The following is a 16,568-nucleotide window of genomic DNA, read 5'->3' on the forward strand; positions in this document are numbered from 1 at the left end:
CGACGGGCGCCTCCCCGAGCGAACCCCCGGCCCGGCGCGCGTCATGGTGTCCACAGCTCCTCCACCTCCGGCCCGGCTCCGTCGAGGGCTCGGCGGGCGCATTGCGTCAGGCTGAGATCCACCCGGCGGGTCTCGTCCTCGGCCAGTACGCCGCCCCCGGGGGCGGGGCTGATACGGGCCCGGGGGCCGAGCAGCCGGTGGGCGCGGGCGGTCAGCCCGGCCTCGATGCGCGGGTAGCCCTCGGTCGTGCGTAGGGCCTCCACGCCGCGGATGACTTGGCGGCGCAGTTCCTCCCAGCACTCCCGGCGGGCCGCCAGCTCCCGGGCGCGGGCGGTCCGGCGTGCCCGGACGTGGGCGGCGCGCCGGACCGCCTCGGCGTCGGCGGCGCCGCGTTCCCGTGCCTCGGCGAGGAGGTCGGCGGCCTGGGCCTCGGCCTGCCGCAGGATGGTGGCGGCGTCCTTGTCGGCGGCGGCCAGCATCGCCGCGGCGTCGGTCTCGGCGGCGCGCAGGAGCCGGGCGCGCACCGGTTCGAGTGCGGCTGTCATCGGGGCGGGGAGGGAAGTCTTCACGGCGGTGTCACCACCAGCAGCCGGTCCGTCGGGGGTCTGCGGAGCGCGGTCTCGGCCTCCGCCGCGCTCGTGGTCCGTGCGGGCATCGAGGAGTTCACGGTGGCATCACCACCAGTAGCGGTTCCGGTCCGTCGAGGGTCTCCGGAGGGAGTGCTCCGGCCGCCTCGGGGGTGAGCAGGACCAAGCCCACGTCCTCGGGCAGGCGGGCCCAGGCGGCGCGTACGTCCTGCGGGCCGGTGACGGGGAGCACGAGGACTCCGGCCGTCGCCAGGCCTGCGACCCGCGGTCGTTCTCCGATGGCTGCGACGCGTGCCATGGCTAGGCCTTCCCGATCAGGATGATGGCGACGACCAGGCCGTAGATGGCGATGCCCTCGGCGAGGCCGACGATGACCATGGCCCGGCCGAACAGCTCGGGCCGTTCGCTCAGCGCGGCCAGCGCCGCGGCGCCGGTGTAGGCGACGGCGATCGCCGCCCCGATGGAGGCCCCGGCCACCGCGATGGCGGCGCCGATCAGGGCCGCCGAACCCGACCCGGAGCTCTCGGCCGCGGCGGCGGCGTCGGCGGACGCGGGGCTGCCGCTCAGAGCGACGATCAGGAGCGCCAGCGCCCCCGCGAACAGCGCCGCGTCGGCCGCGAGCACCGACCGCAGTGCGGCTTTGCCCCGGCGGCGCAGCAGTCGGCGGGTGGCGGCGAAGCCCCCGACCAGCAGCGGTAGTGCGATCAGCCAAGCGATCATGATGTCACCTCCGTGCCCGAGGAAGTCAGCACGTCCTCCGGCGGATTGCGTGGGGGCGCGCCGTCCGGCGCCCGCCACGTCGGCACGTGCCACGGCCGGAAGGGCCGTCCCTCCGCGTCGAAGACCCGGGAGAACAGCTCGTAGAACTCCAGCCGCAGGGCCTGCACCCCGGCCACCAGCGCCTCCAGGGCGAAGGCCAGCGCGTTGCCGAGGACGAAGACCGAGGCGGCGCCGAGCAGCGCCGCGGGGCCGGACCCGGCCAGGGCGGTGGTGCCCTGCCAGACGATGGCGCCGAGGGCGGCGTGGGTGAGTCCGAAGGCGGCCAGGCGGGTGAAGGAGACGGTGTTGGAGCCGATGCGGACGACGACGTCGAAGAGCTGGACGCCGGTCTGGAGGGCGCCCGAGGCGCCGCCTCCGGCGGCCGTGAAGATCCCGGTCCCGGCGAGGCCGAGACCGGCCAGGGCGAGCAGCGAGCCGCTCCAGGCCAGCACGGGCGTGTTCAGGGCGAGGGCCGCCGCGAGGGCCGCGAGGCCCAGGAAGACGGCCGCGCCCGCGATCCCGGAGACGGCGTACAGGGCGCGGCCCGGTCCGCCCTCGCGCCAGCGGTTGACGATGCCCGCCGCGTAGGCCGCGGCCAGCAGTACCGCGCCGAGGCCGACCGCGGTGCCGAGCAGGGTCATGGGTTCGTCCAGGGGGTTCAGCCACAGGACGGGCAGCACACCGGTGGGTCCGAAGAACTCCCCGTACGCGACCCCCGCGAGGGTGCTGGCCAGGCCGGCACCGGCGAGGAAGGGCCACAGCGGGCGCAGGGCCGCCAGGCGCCGGGGGCGGCCGAGGCGCAGCAGCAGGGCCGCGAGCAGGAGCAGGGCGCCGTGGCCCGCGTCGCCGAACATCATCCCGAACATGACGACGTAGGCGATTCCGGCGGGCACCGTGGGGTCGATATCGGCGTAGGGCACGGTTCCGTAGGTGTGCACGAGGGGCACCAGGGAGCGCCGTACCGTGCCGTTGTCGTACAGGCGGGTCGGCGGGTCGACGCCCTTCGGCGCGCGCAGGGGTACGAGCGCGGCGCCGACGCCCGCCAGCCGGTCGCGCAGGGCGGCGACCTCGGTCACGGGGCACCAGCCGACCAGGGCGGCGGCGTCGCCGCGCGTGACGGCGGCCCGCTGGTAGGTCTCCAGTTGGGCCTCGCCCGCCAGCAGATCGGCCCGGCCCTCCCGGGTCAGCGTGTCGAGGTCCGGTGCCGTGGGCGACAGCAGGGGGTGCGCGGGCCGCAGGGACTGAAGGCGCCGGGCGGCGGGGCCGGGCACGGCGCGGCCGGCGCCGTCGGGGCGGTCCAGTTCGGCGCAGCCCGCGTCGGCGACCTGGACCAGGGCGTCCCTGAGCGCGTCGCGCGGGGCGACGACGGCGATCCGCTGCATGCGCGCCGGTGCCAGGGTGTCAGCCCACGAGTTCATCGAAGACCTCCCGTGCCCGTTCGCCGTGTGCGGCGCGGCCCAGAGCGGCGCGGACCCGCCAGGCGTCGGCGCCGAGCACCGCGACGGCGCCGACGACGGCGGGCAGCGCGAACCGCGACCCGGTCAGCAGGGCCTGTCCGTCCCGGTCGACCGCGGCCCACCAGCGGGCCTCGGCCCGCCACAGGTCCTCGGGCCGCTCGATGTCCGCCAGCGCCCAGCGGGCCGCCGGGGCGAGCCGGGCGCGGTAGTCGGTGTAGGTGGCCGCCCGCACGGCGGGGGTGCCGAGCAGCCGGGACGCGTCCCGTGCGGCCGGGGCGGGCAGCGGCCGGCCGGTCAGATGGGCTTCGCGGGCCACCAGCAGCGCGGCGCTCCCGGCCGCCCAGCGGGCCGCGGGCGGTACCTGGGCGGCCGTACGCGCGGCGGCGGACAGGCGCATGCCGGTGAGGATCGCGCCGCGGGTGTCGGCGCCGGGGTCGCCCCACACGGAGGTGGCCAGCACGGTCCGTATCCCGTCCGCGGTGCGGGCCCGGGACAGGCGCGGCCAGACGGTGGCGAGCGCGCCCAGCCGGTACGGCGCGGTCGGGCGGCCGCTGTCCAACGCGTCCAGCAGCTCGCGGGTGTTGGCGATCTCGAACCCGGACGCGAGCAGCCGTACGGCGACGGCCCCGGCCCGCGGCTGCCATCCGGCGAGCACCCTCAGCTGCCACACGAGGGCGTCCAGGACGGCCCGTTGGGCCTCCTCGGTCCCGGACTGCGGGTCGAGTCCGCGCCGGTAGGGGGTGCCCGCGAGGGCCCGTACGGCCTCGGCCGGGGTCGGGGTCCCGGCCAGGCTCCGCGCCGCGCCGGGTCCGAGGCGGGCGGCGGCCATGGCCCTGGCCCGAGTCACTCCGGCGACCCATCGCGCGCCCATGGCGTCTCCCTGTTCGGACCGGTCTGTTCGCTGTCTGCGAGCGTGTCGAGTTCCCGTGTCGCCTGTGCCACCAGGCGGGCCGCCAGACCGGGGGTGCGGGCGCGTGCCCGGGCGCGCAGCTCCGCCACGGCGGCCTCGGCGCGGACGCCGGCGCGGGCGGCTTCGGCCTCGGCCTCGGCGCCGAGCCGTGCGGCGGTCTCGCGCCTGAGGCGCGGGGCCCGCTCCCGGGCCGTTCGTACGGTCTCCTCGGCCCGCCGGGCGGCGGCGCGGCGGCGCCGGTCGGCCTCCTGTACGGCCTCGCGGCGGATCCGTTCCGCCTCGGCCGCCGTGTCGTCCAGGGCGGTGAGCGGGGGCTCCAGTTCGGCCGCGAGTGCGGCGGTGCGGTCGGCGGGTACGGCCCCGCCGACGGCCGGGCCGGGGGAACCGGCGGGCCGGAAGCGCGCCAGGAAATGGCGGAACCCAGGCATACGGACCTCCTGGACCGACCGCGTTGACCGGCGTCGATGTCCTGTGGTCTGACTCCACGCTAGGCGCCGGTCCACCGTCCCCCACAGGGCCGTTGCGTCCCGCGGAAGGGGCCGGGCGGCCCTGTGCGCGTGGGCGCGTCGGCGCGATCGTGAGGGTGGAACGAAGTCCGCGCATTCCAGGGAGGCTGTCATGAACGACCGTGGGACTCGGGAAGCGTTGTCGTCGGGGACCGAGGCCCGCCGCGCGGTGCCGAGGCACTCCCCGGTGCCGACCGAGGGGTTCCGCCAGGACGCGATGATCCGTTACCTCCAGGCCATGGCCTCCCACGAGGCGCAGGAGGCGGCGGCCGACGCCGCCGAGGACGCGGACCGGCAGTCCGCCGCCCCGGGCACGGTCGTGCGGCCCGCCAAGGACACGGTGCTGCGGGTGCGGGACGTCATGAAGCGGTCCGCGGAGGGGATCTCCCCCGAGACCCCGTTCGAGGACATCGCGCGTGAGCTGGCCCGCCAGGAGACCGGGGCGGCCCCCGTGGTGGACGAGGAACAGCACGTCGTGGGTGTGGTCGCCGAGTCCGACCTGCTCGCCCGTGCCGCCGCGCTGGCCGACCCGGACGGCGCGCCCGGCGGGTTCGGGCTGCTGCACGGCCGCCGTCGGCGCATCGAGCGGGAGGGCACCACGGCGGGCGCGCTGATGACGGAGCCGGCGATCACCGTCCAGCCGTGGACCTCGGTGATCGACGCGGCGCGTACGGCCTCCCGGTCCAGGGTCCGGCAGATCTTCGTGACGGACCACCACAACCGGCTGCTGGGCGTGGTCAGCCGCAGTGAGCTGCTGGAGGCACTCGTGCGGGACGAGGACTAGCAAGTCCGTGCGGAGGGCGGCCCGTTCGCGGGCCGCCCTCCGCACGTGTACGGACCGCACGTGTACGGACCGCACGTGTACGGACCGCACGTGTACGGACCGCACGTGTACGGACCGCACGTGTACGGACCGCACGTGTACGGATGTGTGCGTGCGTACAGACGTGTGCGCGACCGGGTCGGTCCGGTCGCGCACACGGGTGCGGCGCGGCGCACGACGGCGCTCAGGCGTGCCGCACCGGGATGGTCCGGCTGCCGGCCTTCTCCTCCGGCACCGGAACCGTGATCGTCAGGACACCGTCCTTGTAGTCCGCGGTGGCCTCGTCGCCCTTGGCACCGGCGGGCAGCCGGACGGACCGGGCGAAGGTGCCGTAGCGGAACTCGGTGCGGTGCTTGTCCTCGCTCTCCTCGGTGCGCTCGGCGCGCAGCGTGAGCACGCCTTCCGTGACGGTGATCTCGACGTCCTTCGCCGGGTCGATGCCGGGAAGCTCGGCCCGCAGCACGTACGTGCCGTCCGTCAGGCGCTCCTCGATGCGGATGCCGTGCGCCCCGGCGACGGGGTGGGTCAGCGGGAATCCGCCCTCGACCCAGCCGAACAGGTCGGGGAACGCGGGCCAGCCGGGCAACCGCTCGATCATGCCGCTCATGTCACCCTCCTTTCGCTCTTCTCAACTCCAGCGTCCCGCCGGGGTATCCGACGGCGCCTGGGCCGAACGGGCAGGCGCGGGACCGGACGGCCCCTGGTCCCTGCTCATCCCCCGGCCCCTTCATCCGCCGGTCCTGCGGCTCCACTGCGGCCCGACCGCGGCCCACTCGCATTCCCATTCCCGCAGCCGCCGCCGGTCCAGCCGTATCCGCACCAGCCGGGCGCCGCCCACGGCCGTGCCCGCGGCGAGGAGTCCGGCCGAGGCGCCCAGCAGTGCCGACTCGAACCGGGCCTGGGAGGGGGTGGGCGGCGCGGCGACCATCTCGCCCTTCTCCCCGGTCCAGACGGTGACGGAGGCACCGGCGCGGCGGCCCGGCTCGACCTTCGCCAGCCCCGTGCGGGTGTCGCCGCCGGACTCGGTCCAGCGGACCTTCGCCCACACCGACCCGTCGCTGAGTCCTTCGGTGCCCGGCCGCTCGGGCGCGTCCTCGACGAGCACGGCGGCGACCGGTTCGGCCCGCGCGCGCCGTTCGGCGAGGCCGTCGGCCACGGCGTCCGCGGTGACGCGGGCGGCCCACAGGGCACTCACGAGGGCGAGGACCCAGCCGGTGACGATGATCCACGCCTCAAGGCGGTCGACGGGGCGCCGCAGGGGGTTGCGCCGCCAGCGCCACCACCACGCCTTCCGCGGGCGGTGAGTTCTCCGCATCGTCAACACCCCCTTGCCGGGCGGACTCACGGGGTGTGCCGGTCCCGCGCGGTCCGGTCGTCGGTGAGGTCGGGTTCCTGGGCCGGGCGATGGCGCGGGCCCAGCAGCCGGCAGTCCACGGCGACGACTCCCTCGACGGCGCGCGCCATGCGTACCGCGACGGGTACGAGTTCGGTGCGGCGCACCCGGCCGGTCAGCCGTACGACGCCCGCGTCGACATCCACCCGCACCGCCTCCGGTGCCTCGGGGAAGAGGAGCGCCACCACGTCGGTGCGCACCTCGCGGGCGATGGACTCGTCGTCCCGCAGGAACACCTTCAGCAGGTCGGAGCGGCTGACGATGCCCTGGAGCACGCCGTCCTCGTCGACCACGGGGAGCCGGTGCACGCCGTGGCGGGCCATGGTCCGGGCGGTCCGGGCCAGGGTGTCGCAGGGGTCCGCGGTGACGGCGGGTGCCGTCATCAGCTCACCGGCCGTGCGGGCCTCGGCCTTGGCCAGGTCGGCGGGGCGGGACCGGAGCGGGTCGCCGCCGTGGAACTCCTCCTTCAGCAGCAGGTCCCGCTCGGAGACGACGCCCAGGACCCGCTGCCGGTCGTCGACCACGGGCACGCCGCTGACGCGCCACCGGCGCATGGCTTTCACGATGTCCTTGAACGCGGCCCCGCGTCGCACGGCCACGACCTTGCGGGTCATCACGTCGCTGACGATGCTCGGGCTGCCGTCCATGGTGGCCTCCGGGTTCAGCCCCGGCTTCCGCTGCCGTAGGGCGCGTAGAGGTCGAGGAGGCGGGTGCGGGCGGCCTGCAGCCGCCGGGTGGCGACCGATCCGGCCCACAGCGCCATCGCGTGTCCCATCGCCGGGTCCTCGGCGCACATCCGGCGCACCTCCTCGGCGTCGAACTCCAGGGCGCGCACCGGCCCGGCGGTCTGCGCGCCGAACCGCCAGCGGTACGGCGGGAACAGCCAGGACCAGCCGAGCAGGTCGCCGGCGCCGAGGGTGTCCGTCTCGACGGGCCGGTGGCCCGGTACGCGCATGTCGAGGCTCACGATGCCGGACTGGAGGATCCAGAAGCGGTCGGCCCGGCCGCCCTCGTCGAAGAGCCGGATGTCCGCGGGGAAGCGCACCTCTCGGGCCACGTCCAGGAGCCGGCCCCGGTACTCCGCGGCAAGCGTCTTGGTCGGCCGGGGTGTCGTCGCGGTAGTCATGGTGGGCCTCCTGGTGCTCCGCCGGGCCGACGGTGAGCCGGACATACGTCTGCTGTCTTCAGGCTCGGTCATCGGCGCGGTGACGACATGAGCCGAGCGGCCCTAGTCGGGGGTCCCAAAGGGCACGCGTGGTTGTGCCGGCGCGCCGTCCCTGGGACCTTCGGCCTCTGCCGTGTCTCCCGCCGTTGCGGAAGAGTCGGGTGAGGACCCACAGGAGGATGCATGTCCACTGTCTCCGCTCCACGCCGCAACAGCCCGACGTCACGGGGCGATGCCGCCGCGTCCGTCTCGGGCCTGACGAAGACCTTCGGCCGGACCCGCGCCCTGGACGGGCTGGACCTGACCGTGGCCGAGGGCGAGGTGCACGGCTTCCTCGGTCCCAACGGCGCGGGGAAGACCACGACGATCCGGGTGCTGCTGGGCCTGCTGCGCGCGGACTCCGGTGAGGTACGGCTGCTGGGCGGCGACCCGTGGCGGGACGCCGTGGCGCTGCACCGCCGACTGGCCTACGTACCGGGCGACGTCAGTCTGTGGCCCAAGCTGACGGGCGGCGAGATCATCGACGTCTACGCGCGGCTGCGCGGCGACCTCGACCCGGCGCGGCGCGACGCGTTGCTGGAACGGTTCGAGCTGGACCCGACGAAGAAGGCGCGCACCTACTCCAAGGGCAACCGGCAGAAGGTCGGCCTGGTCGCGGCGCTGACCTCGCGTGCGGAGCTGCTGCTCCTGGACGAACCGACCTCGGGGCTCGACCCGTTGATGGAGAGCGTCTTCCAGGAGTGCATCCGCGAGGTGAAGGCGGAGGGCCGCACCGTGCTGCTGTCCAGCCACATCCTGGCTGAGGTGGAGGCGCTGTGCGACCGGGTGAGCATCATCCGCGCGGGCCGCACCGTGGAGAGCGGCACCCTGACCGAACTGCGGCATCTGACGCGCACGTCGATCGACGTCGAGACGGTGCGTGTGCCCGACGGGCTCGCCGCCGTGCCGGGCGTGCATGATCTGCGGGTGGACGACCACCGGGCCCGCTTCGACGTCGACGCCGAACGGCTCGACCACGTCGTACGGCTGCTGGCCGACTTCGGCATCCGTTCCCTGACCAGCCGCCCGCCGACGCTGGAGGAGCTGTTCCTGCGGCACTACGGCGACGAGACGGCCGTCCGGGAGGGGTCATGACCGAGCTGACCGGCGCAGTCACCCTGACCCGGCTGGTCCTGCGCCGCGACCGGGTGCGGATCCTGCTGTGGCTGCTCGCCGTGCCCGTGCTGGTGCTGGTCACGGCGGCCAGCATCAAGGGCCTGTACCCCACCCAGCACGATCTGGACGTGGCGGCCGAGGCGAGCAGGGACAACGCGGCCGCGATCGCCTTCAACGGGCCGCCGCTGGCGCTGGACACCATGGGCGGCGAGGTCGCCTTCCAGGTCGGGACCCTGGGTCTGGTCGTGGTCGCCCTGATGAGCGTCTTCATGACCGGGCGCAACACGCGCGGCGAGGAGGAGGCGGGCCGCGGCGACGCGCTGCGCGCCCTGCCGGTCGGGCGGCACGCCAACGCCACGGCCACGCTCCTGGTCGTCACCGCCATGAACGTGGCCGTCGGCGCCGCCGTCGCCCTCGGCCTGATCGCCATGGACCTGCCCGCGAAAGGCTCGCTGGTCTTCGGTACGGCCTTCTGTCTGCTCGGCCTTCTCTTCGCCGCGTTCACCCTGGTCGCGGCACAGATCTCGGAGAACACCCGGGTCGTGCACGGCGGCACCGGCGCCGTGCTGGGCGCGGCCTTCGTGCTGCGCGCCGTCGGTGACATCGGGGACGGCACCCTGTCGTGGTTCTCCCCGATCGGGCTGGTGCAGAAGTCCCGGCCGTTCGCCGGCGAACGCTGGTGGCCGCTGCTCCTCGCGGTCGTCGGCGCGGTCGCCGCCGTGGCCGTGGCGCACGCCCTCAGCGACCGGCGCGACGTCGGCGCGGGCCTGGTCCCGCCCCGTCCCGGCCCGCCGCGCGCGGCCCCGGGCCTGGGCCGTCCCCTGGGGCTGGCCCTGCGGTTGCAGCGCGGCAGTCTGATCGGCTGGGGCAGCGCGGTGTTCCTCACCGGGCTCGCCTACGGCTGGGTCGCCGCCGACGTGGAGGACTTCATCGGCGACAACGACACCATGGCGGACATCATGGCCCGCTACGGCGCCACCGACCTCACCGACTCCTACCTCGCCCAGTCGCTGCTCCTGGTCGCCCTCATCGGCACCGGCTTCGCCGTCCAGTCCGCGCTGCGCCCGCTGGGCGAGGAGGGCGCGCTGCGCGCGGAGCCGCTGCTGGCCACCCCCGTGTCCCGGGCCCGCTGGATGGCGAGCCATCTGGCGGTGGCGCTCGCGGGCAGTGTCGTCGTGCTCGCCCTCGCCGGTCTGGGCGCCGGGATCGCCTACGGGTCCACCGGCGGCGGCTGGTCGCAGATCCCCCGCCTGACGGGCGCGGCGCTCGCCTACGCGCCCGCGCTGTGGCTGCTGGCGGGGCTGGCGACGGCGCTGTTCGGCCTGCTGCCGCGGGCCACGGCCGCCGCGTGGGCGGTGCTCGCCGCCTGCGCCGTGATCGGACTCCTCGGCGAGGTACTGGGCCTGCCCTCCTGGGTGCGCGACCTCTCCCCCTTCGAGCACGTCCCGCACCTCCCGGCGGGCGACCCGACGGTGGCCGCTCCCCTGCTGCTCGCCCTGGTCGCGGCCCTGCTGACGGCGGCCGGTGTGGCCGGGTTCCGGCGACGGGACGTCGGCTGACCGCCCGGCGGTCCCCGGGCGGCGCGCGCGCCGTTCGGCGAGTCTGAACACAAGGCTCCGCGCACCGAAGGGATCCGCTGATGGTCCAGTCCCCGTCCTCCGCGTCACCGGGATCGGCCGCGACCGCCGCGCCGGTGTCCTCGCGCGCCTGGCTGATGCTGGTCCTGGCCACCGTGGGGTTCGCCGTGAACTTCTGGGCGTGGGCCCTGCTCAGCCCGCTCGGCCCGCGCTTCCACGACGACCTGGACCTGACGTCGTTCGAGCAGTCGCTGCTGGTGGCGGTGCCGGTCGTGGTGGGGTCGCTGGGACGGATCCCGGTGGGTGCGCTGACCGACCGCTACGGCGGACGGGTGATGTTCCCGCTGGTCTCCGCCGTCACCGTGGTCCCGGTCCTGTACCTGGGGCTGTTCGGGCACGACTCGCTGACCGCACTGCTGGTCGGCGGGTTCTTCCTCGGCATCGGCGGGACGGCGTTCGCGATCGGGGTGCCCTTCGTCAGCGCCTGGTTCCCGCCCGAACGGCGGGGCATGGCCATCGGCGTCTTCGGCATGGGCATGGGCGGTACCGCTATCAGCGCGCTGACCACGGTGAAGCTGGCGGACGCCTACGGCACCGCCAACCCGTTCCTGGACTGCGCCGTCGTGCTGGTGGTGTACGCGGTCGTGGCCGCCGTGGTCCTGCGGGACGCCCCGGGCCGCACGGCACCGTCCGAGCCGCTGGCCCGGCGCCTGCTGGACACCCTGCGGCTCCCGCTGACCTGGCAGGCGTCCGCGCTGTACGCGGTGGCCTTCGGCGGGTACGTGGCCTTCTCCGTGTACCTGCCGACGTACTTGAAGACCGCCTACGACCTCACCCAGGCGGACGCGGCCAACCGGATGGCGGGTTTCGTGCTGCTGGCGGTGGCCATGCGGCCGGTCGGCGGCTGGCTGTCGGACCGGATCGGGCCGGTGCGGGTGCTCTCCGGGAGCCTGGCAGTGGTCGTCGCCGGCGCGCTCGTGCAGTCCGCGACCCCGTCCCTGGCCCCCTTGGGCACGATCGCCTTCCTGGCGATGGCGGCGGCCCTGGGCGCCGGCAGCGGAGCGACCTTCGCCTTCGTGGCCCTGCTCGCACCACCCGGCAAGACCGGCTCGGTGACCGGCGTGGTCGGCGCGGCGGGCGGCCTCGGCGGCTTCGTACCCCCGCTGGTGATGGGCAGCCTCTACGGCGCCTACGACAGCTACGCCGTGGGCCTGCTCCTCCTCGCGGCGGTGGCGCTGGCCGCGCTGCTCTTCACGGAGACCAAGGTGCGCGGCGCGGTGCGGCGCAGGACCGCGGCCGGCGGGGCGGGCTGATCTGCGGGACAGGGGCCGTTCGGCCCTGCGGTGCGGCCGTGCCGACCCATGTGCGCGGCCGTGCCCGGGGCCGATCCTGGTGACGCGGGGGCCCGCGCACTTACGCGTGGGCGCCGCTCCGGGAGGTGCCCGTCATGCTTCGCCCCGTTGTCGTAGGACTGGACGGTTCCCCGGAGAGCCTGGCCGCCGCCGACTGGGCGGCCCGTGAGGCACTCCGGCGCGGTCTGCCATTGCGGCTGGTGCACGCCGGAGAGGGCCTTGGCGCACCCACGGAGTCGGACCTGCCCGAGCTGGAGGCCCCGCGTGAGCGGGCGCTGCGGCTGCTGCGCGAGGGCATGGACCGGGTCAACGAGCGCTACCCGCAGGTGGGTTTGAGCGCCGAGCAGATTCCCCGGCCCGCCCCCGAGGCGATGGCCGCGCAGGGCGAGGAGGCGGAGCTGCTGGTGCTGGGCAGCCGGGCGTTCACCGGTCTGGGCGGCCTGCTGGCCGGTTCCGTGGCCCAGTCCGCGGTGGCGCGGGTCGCGCGGCCGGTGGTGCTGGTACGGGCCGAGCACACGCTGGAGGACGAACACGGGCCGGACGGGGCGGGCGGGCCGTCCGCCCACACGCCGTACCGGCCGCTGGCCCTCGGCGTGGACCCGGCGCAGCGGTGCGACGACCTGCTCGCGTTCGCCTTCGAGAGCGCGCGGCTGCGGTCGGCGCCGCTGCGCGTGGTGTACGCGTGGCGGCTGCCGTACGTGCCGTCCTCGCTGGAGGCGAAGGCCCGCCGGGACCTCCGGCAGAAGTCCGAGCGGGTGCTGGAGGCCGTGCTCGCGCCGTGGCGGGAGAAGTACCCCACGGTGGAGGTCGTGCCGGCGGCCGAGGAGGGACGTCCCGCGCACCGGCTCCTCGACGCCTCGCGGGACTGCGGGCTGCTGGTCGTCGGCCGCAGGATCCGCCCGGCCGGGATCGGCCCGCACACCGGGCCGGTCGCGCACGCCGCGCTGCGTCATGTGCGCTGCCCGGTCGCCGTGGTGCCGCACGAGTAAGCCGCGGGCCGCACGAGTGAGCCGTAGTTCCGCACGAGCGCAGGGCCGCACGAGTTCCGTGCAGGAGCGGCACACAGACTCCACACAGCCTGTCGAAAGGCTCGCTACGGTTCTGGCCGATCGATCAACCGCATCGGTCCCCCGAGCGAACGCCGAGTCAGGAAGACCCCCGGATGGACTACTGCTCCTCGTGCCGTCGGCACCTCAACGGTGCCCTGGTGTGCCCCGGATGCGGCGCCTACGCCCCGGACATCGCGCCCCCGATGGCGATGGCGGCGCCCGGGGCGGACGCGGTCCCGGACCATGACACCTGGCAGGACACGCGACCGCCCGTGCGGGAACCCCTCGACGACGTGCCCGCCGAGGCCGTGGCCGCCGCCTCCACGGGCCGGGCCGCGCGGCGGCGGCAGCGGGCCCGCTGGAAGAAGAACCAGCGCAAGGCACTGGTGGCCACCGCGGTCGCGCTGGTCGGCGGCGGGCTGACCGTCGCCTCCCTGGACGGACGGTCCGGGGACCGCGCCCAGGCGACGACGGCGCCGGACAACAGGGCGATGGGCAGCAGGGAGGAAGAGCCCACCGAGGCCGCCGATCCCACCGAGCCGACCGCCTCGACTCCGTCCAGGACACCGGAGACGCGGGCCACCACGCCCGAGGCCCGGCCGTCCTCCCCCACCAGCGCCCCGCGCGAACAGTCCATATCCGTGGCGCCCCGGGCCACGCCGACCACAGCCGAGCCACGCGCCCCGAAGGCGCCCGCGCCCTCGGCGACCGCCGGCGCCCAGTCGCAGCAGGTCTCCCCCGGCAACGGCAACAGCAACAGCGACGTCGCGGACACGGCCCCGGAGCCGGCCGCCACGCCCACACCGCCGGCCGCGACCACGCCGTCGCCCTCGGCGACCGAGCCGTCGGGGCAGGTGTGCGTGCTCGTGCTGTGCCTGGGCTGAGAGCCGCCTACCCTTTGCCGGGCACCGGAACCCGCCACACCAGCCGGGTCCCCCCGCCCTCCGGGGTGCTCAACTCCAGCTCGCCGCCGAGCTGTTCGGCGCGCTCGGCCATGTTGCGCAGTCCGCTGCGCCGGCCCTCGGCCGGGATGCCGACGCCGTTGTCCGTCACCGTGAGGCGGACTTCGTTGCCGTCGGTCTCCAGCGCCACGTCGGCGCGCTCGGCGCGGGCGTGCCGGGCGATGTTGGTGAGGGACTCGGAGAGGACGGCGACGACATGGTCGGCGACCTCGCGGGGCACGTCCGTGTCGACCAGGCCCTCCATACGCACGCTGGGGGCGAAGCCCAGCACCGGGGCCGCCTCCCCGGCCGCCCGGACCACGCGGGCGCGCAGCCCGGTCCCGGCGCCGTTCTCACGGGCCCGCAGGCCGAAGATCGTCGACCGGATGATCTTGATGGTCTCGTCCAGGTCGTCCACGGCCCGCGCCACGCGGTCCCCGGCCTCGGCGTGCTCGATGAAGCGTCCGGCGCTCTGCAGGGTCATACCGGTCGCGAACAGCCGCTGGATGGCGAGGTCGTGCAGGTCGCGGGCGATCCGGTCGCGGTCCTTGAGAACCGCGATCTCCTCGGCGTCGCGGCGGCGTTCGGCCAGCTCCATCGCTATCGCGGCCTGCGCGGCGAAGCCCTGCAGCGGCTCGGTCTCCTTGGCGGAGTACACCGACCGTCCCTGCGCGCGCGCCAGCAGCACCACACCCCGGACGCCGTCACCGGTGCCGATGGGCACGGCCACGGCGGGTCCGAGTCCGGCGAACCGGTCGCCGGAGTCGGCGACGCGCTCGTCGCGAGAGATGTCCGTGCTGGTGACGGAGGTGCCGGTGGAGAAGGCCCGGCCGATGAGACTGTCGTCCACCGGCAGCACCAGACCCCGGTGGGCCTCGGCGCCCTTGCCGGCGGCGAGTTCCACCCGCAGTACGTCGGTGTCCTCCACCGGCATGGCGACGACGGCGAGTATCGCGCCGGAGATGTCCTTGGCCCGCCGGGCGATCAGCCCGAGCGCCTCACCGCGCTCGGCGCCGGACATCAGGCTGTGGGTGATCTCGGCGTTGGCCCGCAGCCAGCGCTCACGCAGCCGCGACTCCTCGTACAGGCGGGCGTTGTCGATGGCGACACCGGCCGCGACGGCGAGGGTGGACACCACCGACTCGTCCTCCTCGTCGAACTGCACCCCGCCCGCCTTCTCGGTCAGGTACAGATTGCCGAAAACCTGGTCGCGGACCCGGATCGGGACGCCGAGGAAGGTGTTCATCGGAGGGTGGTGCGGAGGGAACCCGTACGACGCCGGGTGCTCGGAGAGCTTGTCCAGGCGCAGCGGCTGCGGGTGGCGGATCAGCTCGCCGAGGATGCCGTGGCCCTCCGGGTAGGGGCCGATCTCGGCGATCTGCTCCTCGGTCACGCCGACCGTGTGGAAGGCCGACAGGCGCTTGCCGTCCGGGCCGATCACGCCGAGCGCGGCGTACTGGGCGTCCACCAGCGCGGCCGCCGCCTCGACAATGCTGTTCAGGGCCTGTTCCAGGTCGAGCTCCCGGCCGACCGAGAGCACCGCCTCCAGCAGGCTGTGCACTCGGTCACGCGTGCCGCGAGCAGCGTCGAGACGGGCCTGCAGTTCCTCCAGCAGCTCGTCCAGCTTCAGCTGCGGCAGCCGTACGCGGGCCTGATCGGCCTGCCCCTGGCTCTCCACCGGTGTCCTCCACGCCCCTCGGTCCGTCGCCGCCCATGGCGGTCCAGTGCCACCGTAACGGTCCGGGGCGTGCGGCGACACGGCATCGGGGCAGGTCGCCCGGTGGAGGGGGCCGTCGCGGGTCAGCCGCGCGGGAGGCGGGCCGCCACGTACTCGGTGAGGTCCAGGAGGCGGTTGGTGTACCCCCATTCGTTGTCGTACCAGCCGAAGACCTTGACCAGGTCGCCGTGGGCCTGGGTGAGCGGGGCGTCCAGGACGCAGGAGGCCGGGTCGCCGACGATGTCCCGGGAGACGATCGGGGCGTCGGAGACCCGCAGGATGCCCTTGAGCGGCCCGTCGGCGGCCTCCCGGAAGGCGGCGCCCACCTCCTCGGCGGTGACCGGGCGCTCCAGTACCGCGCTGAGGTCGGTCAGGGAGCCGTCCTCCACGGGCACCCGCACGGCGATGCCGTCGAGGGTGCCGGACAGCTGGGGCAGGACCAGTCCGACCGCGCGGGCGGCGCCGGTGGAGGTGGGGATGATGTTCACGGCGGCGCTGCGGCCGCGGCGCAGGTCCTTGTGGGGGCCGTCGAGCACGACCTGGTCGTTGGTGTAGCCGTGGATCGTGGTCATCAGCCCCTTGACCAGGCCGAAGCGCTCGTCGAGGACCTTGACCATGGGGGCCACGCAGTTGGTGGTGCAGGAGGCGTTGGAGACGATGTGGTCGCGCTCCGCGTCGTAGCTGCCCTCGTTGACGCCCATCACGACCGTGGCGTCGACATCCTTGCCGGGCACCGACAGGAGCACCTTGCGGGCGCCCGCCTCCAGGTGGGCCCCGGCCTGTGCGCGGGTGCGGAAGCGGCCGGTGGACTCGATGACGATGTCGATGCCGAGGTCGCCCCAGCCCAGGGCGGCGGGGTCGCGCTCGGCGGTGACGTCGATGCGGTGCCCGTCGACGGTGAGGGAGGTGTCGTCGTGCCCGACGTCGCGGCCGATCCGCCCGTAGGTCGAGTCGTAGGCCAGCAGATGGGCCAGCGCGGCCGGTGAGGTGATGTCGTTGACCGCGACGATCTCGACCGGGGTGCCGGCGGAGGTCTCGGCGCGTTCCAGCACACAGCGCAGGTAGTTGCGTCCGATGCGGCCGAAGCCGTTGATTGCCACGCGCACACTCATGTCGGTGGTCCTCCCCAGGGTCGGTCCGGTGTGGTCCGGTGCGCTTCCAGCCTGCTTCCGGGGCG

The 16,568-nt window shown here is 74.9% G+C and carries 18 protein-coding genes; 6 read left to right on the forward strand and 12 right to left on the reverse strand.

The window, feature by feature from the left end:
- Positions 1 to 41 precede the first annotated feature (41 nt).
- The 6 genes from ACZ7L7_RS06715 to ACZ7L7_RS06740 form a co-directional block, all read right to left on the reverse strand.
- Positions 42 to 545 (reverse strand): hypothetical protein, encoded by a 504-nt coding sequence (locus ACZ7L7_RS06715; protein WP_472075135.1) that lies wholly within the window; start codon positions 543 to 545, stop codon positions 42 to 44.
- Positions 546 to 663: 118 nt separating this feature from the next.
- Positions 664 to 885, reverse strand: a complete 222-nt coding sequence (locus tag ACZ7L7_RS06720) for a V-type proton ATPase subunit F family protein (RefSeq protein WP_093722887.1) — start codon at positions 883 to 885, stop codon at positions 664 to 666.
- 2 nt (positions 886 to 887) lie between these two features.
- Complete coding sequence (locus ACZ7L7_RS06725) at positions 888 to 1,307, reverse strand: ATP synthase subunit C (RefSeq protein ID WP_093722888.1); 420 nt, start codon at positions 1,305 to 1,307, stop codon at positions 888 to 890.
- Positions 1,304 to 2,764 (reverse strand): V-type ATPase 116kDa subunit family protein, encoded by a 1,461-nt coding sequence (locus tag ACZ7L7_RS06730; protein WP_285515403.1) that lies wholly within the window; start codon positions 2,762 to 2,764, stop codon positions 1,304 to 1,306. Before ACZ7L7_RS06730 ends, ACZ7L7_RS06725 begins: the two co-directional genes overlap by 4 nt.
- Positions 2,748 to 3,674 (reverse strand): hypothetical protein, encoded by a 927-nt coding sequence (locus tag ACZ7L7_RS06735; RefSeq protein WP_285429613.1) that lies wholly within the window; start codon positions 3,672 to 3,674, stop codon positions 2,748 to 2,750. Before ACZ7L7_RS06735 ends, ACZ7L7_RS06730 begins: the two co-directional genes overlap by 17 nt.
- On the reverse strand, positions 3,647 to 4,141 hold the full coding sequence (locus ACZ7L7_RS06740) for a hypothetical protein (protein WP_472075139.1): 495 nt from the start codon (positions 4,139 to 4,141) through the stop codon (positions 3,647 to 3,649). The genes ACZ7L7_RS06735 and ACZ7L7_RS06740 overlap by 28 nt, the downstream gene beginning before the upstream one ends.
- A gap of 190 nt (positions 4,142 to 4,331) precedes the next feature.
- On the opposite strand from ACZ7L7_RS06740, the gene ACZ7L7_RS06745 reads away from it, so the two are divergent.
- Positions 4,332 to 5,003: a CBS domain-containing protein gene (locus tag ACZ7L7_RS06745; RefSeq protein WP_261717526.1), complete on the forward strand. Its 672-nt coding sequence runs from the start codon at positions 4,332 to 4,334 to the stop codon at positions 5,001 to 5,003.
- Between the two features lie 223 nt (positions 5,004 to 5,226).
- On the opposite strand, the gene ACZ7L7_RS06750 is transcribed toward ACZ7L7_RS06745, so the two are convergent.
- The 4 genes from ACZ7L7_RS06750 to ACZ7L7_RS06765 form a co-directional block, all read right to left on the reverse strand.
- Positions 5,227 to 5,649 carry an Hsp20/alpha crystallin family protein gene (locus ACZ7L7_RS06750; protein WP_285515405.1) on the reverse strand — a complete coding sequence of 141 codons (423 nt, stop codon included), beginning with the start codon at positions 5,647 to 5,649 and terminating at the stop codon, positions 5,227 to 5,229.
- Between the two features lie 120 nt (positions 5,650 to 5,769).
- Positions 5,770 to 6,357, reverse strand: a complete 588-nt coding sequence (locus ACZ7L7_RS06755; protein ID WP_285515406.1) for an Rv1733c family protein — start codon at positions 6,355 to 6,357, stop codon at positions 5,770 to 5,772.
- A gap of 26 nt (positions 6,358 to 6,383) precedes the next feature.
- Positions 6,384 to 7,082: a CBS domain-containing protein gene (locus ACZ7L7_RS06760; RefSeq protein WP_453599688.1), complete on the reverse strand. Its 699-nt coding sequence runs from the start codon at positions 7,080 to 7,082 to the stop codon at positions 6,384 to 6,386.
- A 14-nt stretch (positions 7,083 to 7,096) separates the two neighbouring features.
- Positions 7,097 to 7,561, reverse strand: coding sequence for a cyclic nucleotide-binding domain-containing protein (locus ACZ7L7_RS06765; protein ID WP_285515408.1), 465 nt, complete (start codon positions 7,559 to 7,561; stop codon positions 7,097 to 7,099).
- Positions 7,562 to 7,783: 222 nt separating this feature from the next.
- On the opposite strand from ACZ7L7_RS06765, the gene ACZ7L7_RS06770 reads away from it, so the two are divergent.
- The 5 genes from ACZ7L7_RS06770 (at position 7,784) to ACZ7L7_RS06790 (ending at position 13,617) form a co-directional block, all read left to right on the forward strand.
- Positions 7,784 to 8,734: an ABC transporter ATP-binding protein gene (locus ACZ7L7_RS06770; RefSeq protein ID WP_471592255.1), complete on the forward strand. Its 951-nt coding sequence runs from the start codon at positions 7,784 to 7,786 to the stop codon at positions 8,732 to 8,734.
- Complete coding sequence (locus ACZ7L7_RS06775; RefSeq protein ID WP_472075143.1) at positions 8,731 to 10,314, forward strand: ABC transporter permease; 1,584 nt, start codon at positions 8,731 to 8,733, stop codon at positions 10,312 to 10,314. The genes ACZ7L7_RS06770 and ACZ7L7_RS06775 overlap by 4 nt, the downstream gene beginning before the upstream one ends.
- An 80-nt stretch (positions 10,315 to 10,394) precedes the next feature.
- Complete coding sequence (locus tag ACZ7L7_RS06780) at positions 10,395 to 11,645, forward strand: MFS transporter (RefSeq protein WP_472075145.1); 1,251 nt, start codon at positions 10,395 to 10,397, stop codon at positions 11,643 to 11,645.
- Positions 11,646 to 11,779: 134 nt separating this feature from the next.
- A complete protein-coding gene (locus tag ACZ7L7_RS06785; RefSeq protein ID WP_472075147.1) occupies positions 11,780 to 12,673 on the forward strand; it encodes a universal stress protein in 894 nt (297 codons plus the stop codon).
- A 173-nt stretch (positions 12,674 to 12,846) separates the two neighbouring features.
- A complete protein-coding gene (locus ACZ7L7_RS06790; RefSeq protein ID WP_453599673.1) occupies positions 12,847 to 13,617 on the forward strand; it encodes an SCO2400 family protein in 771 nt (256 codons plus the stop codon).
- Between the two features lie 7 nt (positions 13,618 to 13,624).
- Here ACZ7L7_RS06790 and ACZ7L7_RS06795 read toward each other — a convergent pair whose 3' ends face one another.
- Both ACZ7L7_RS06795 and gap read right to left on the reverse strand, forming a co-directional pair.
- Positions 13,625 to 15,352: a sensor histidine kinase gene (locus tag ACZ7L7_RS06795; RefSeq protein ID WP_453599670.1), complete on the reverse strand. Its 1,728-nt coding sequence runs from the start codon at positions 15,350 to 15,352 to the stop codon at positions 13,625 to 13,627.
- Between the two features lie 122 nt (positions 15,353 to 15,474).
- Entirely contained in the window at positions 15,475 to 16,503 is a 1,029-nt protein-coding gene (gap, locus tag ACZ7L7_RS06800) for a type I glyceraldehyde-3-phosphate dehydrogenase (protein ID WP_472075150.1), read from the reverse strand.
- Positions 16,504 to 16,568: the final 65 nt, after the last annotated feature.

The sequence above is a fragment of the Streptomyces sp. NPDC110618 genome, from assembly GCF_055657065.1.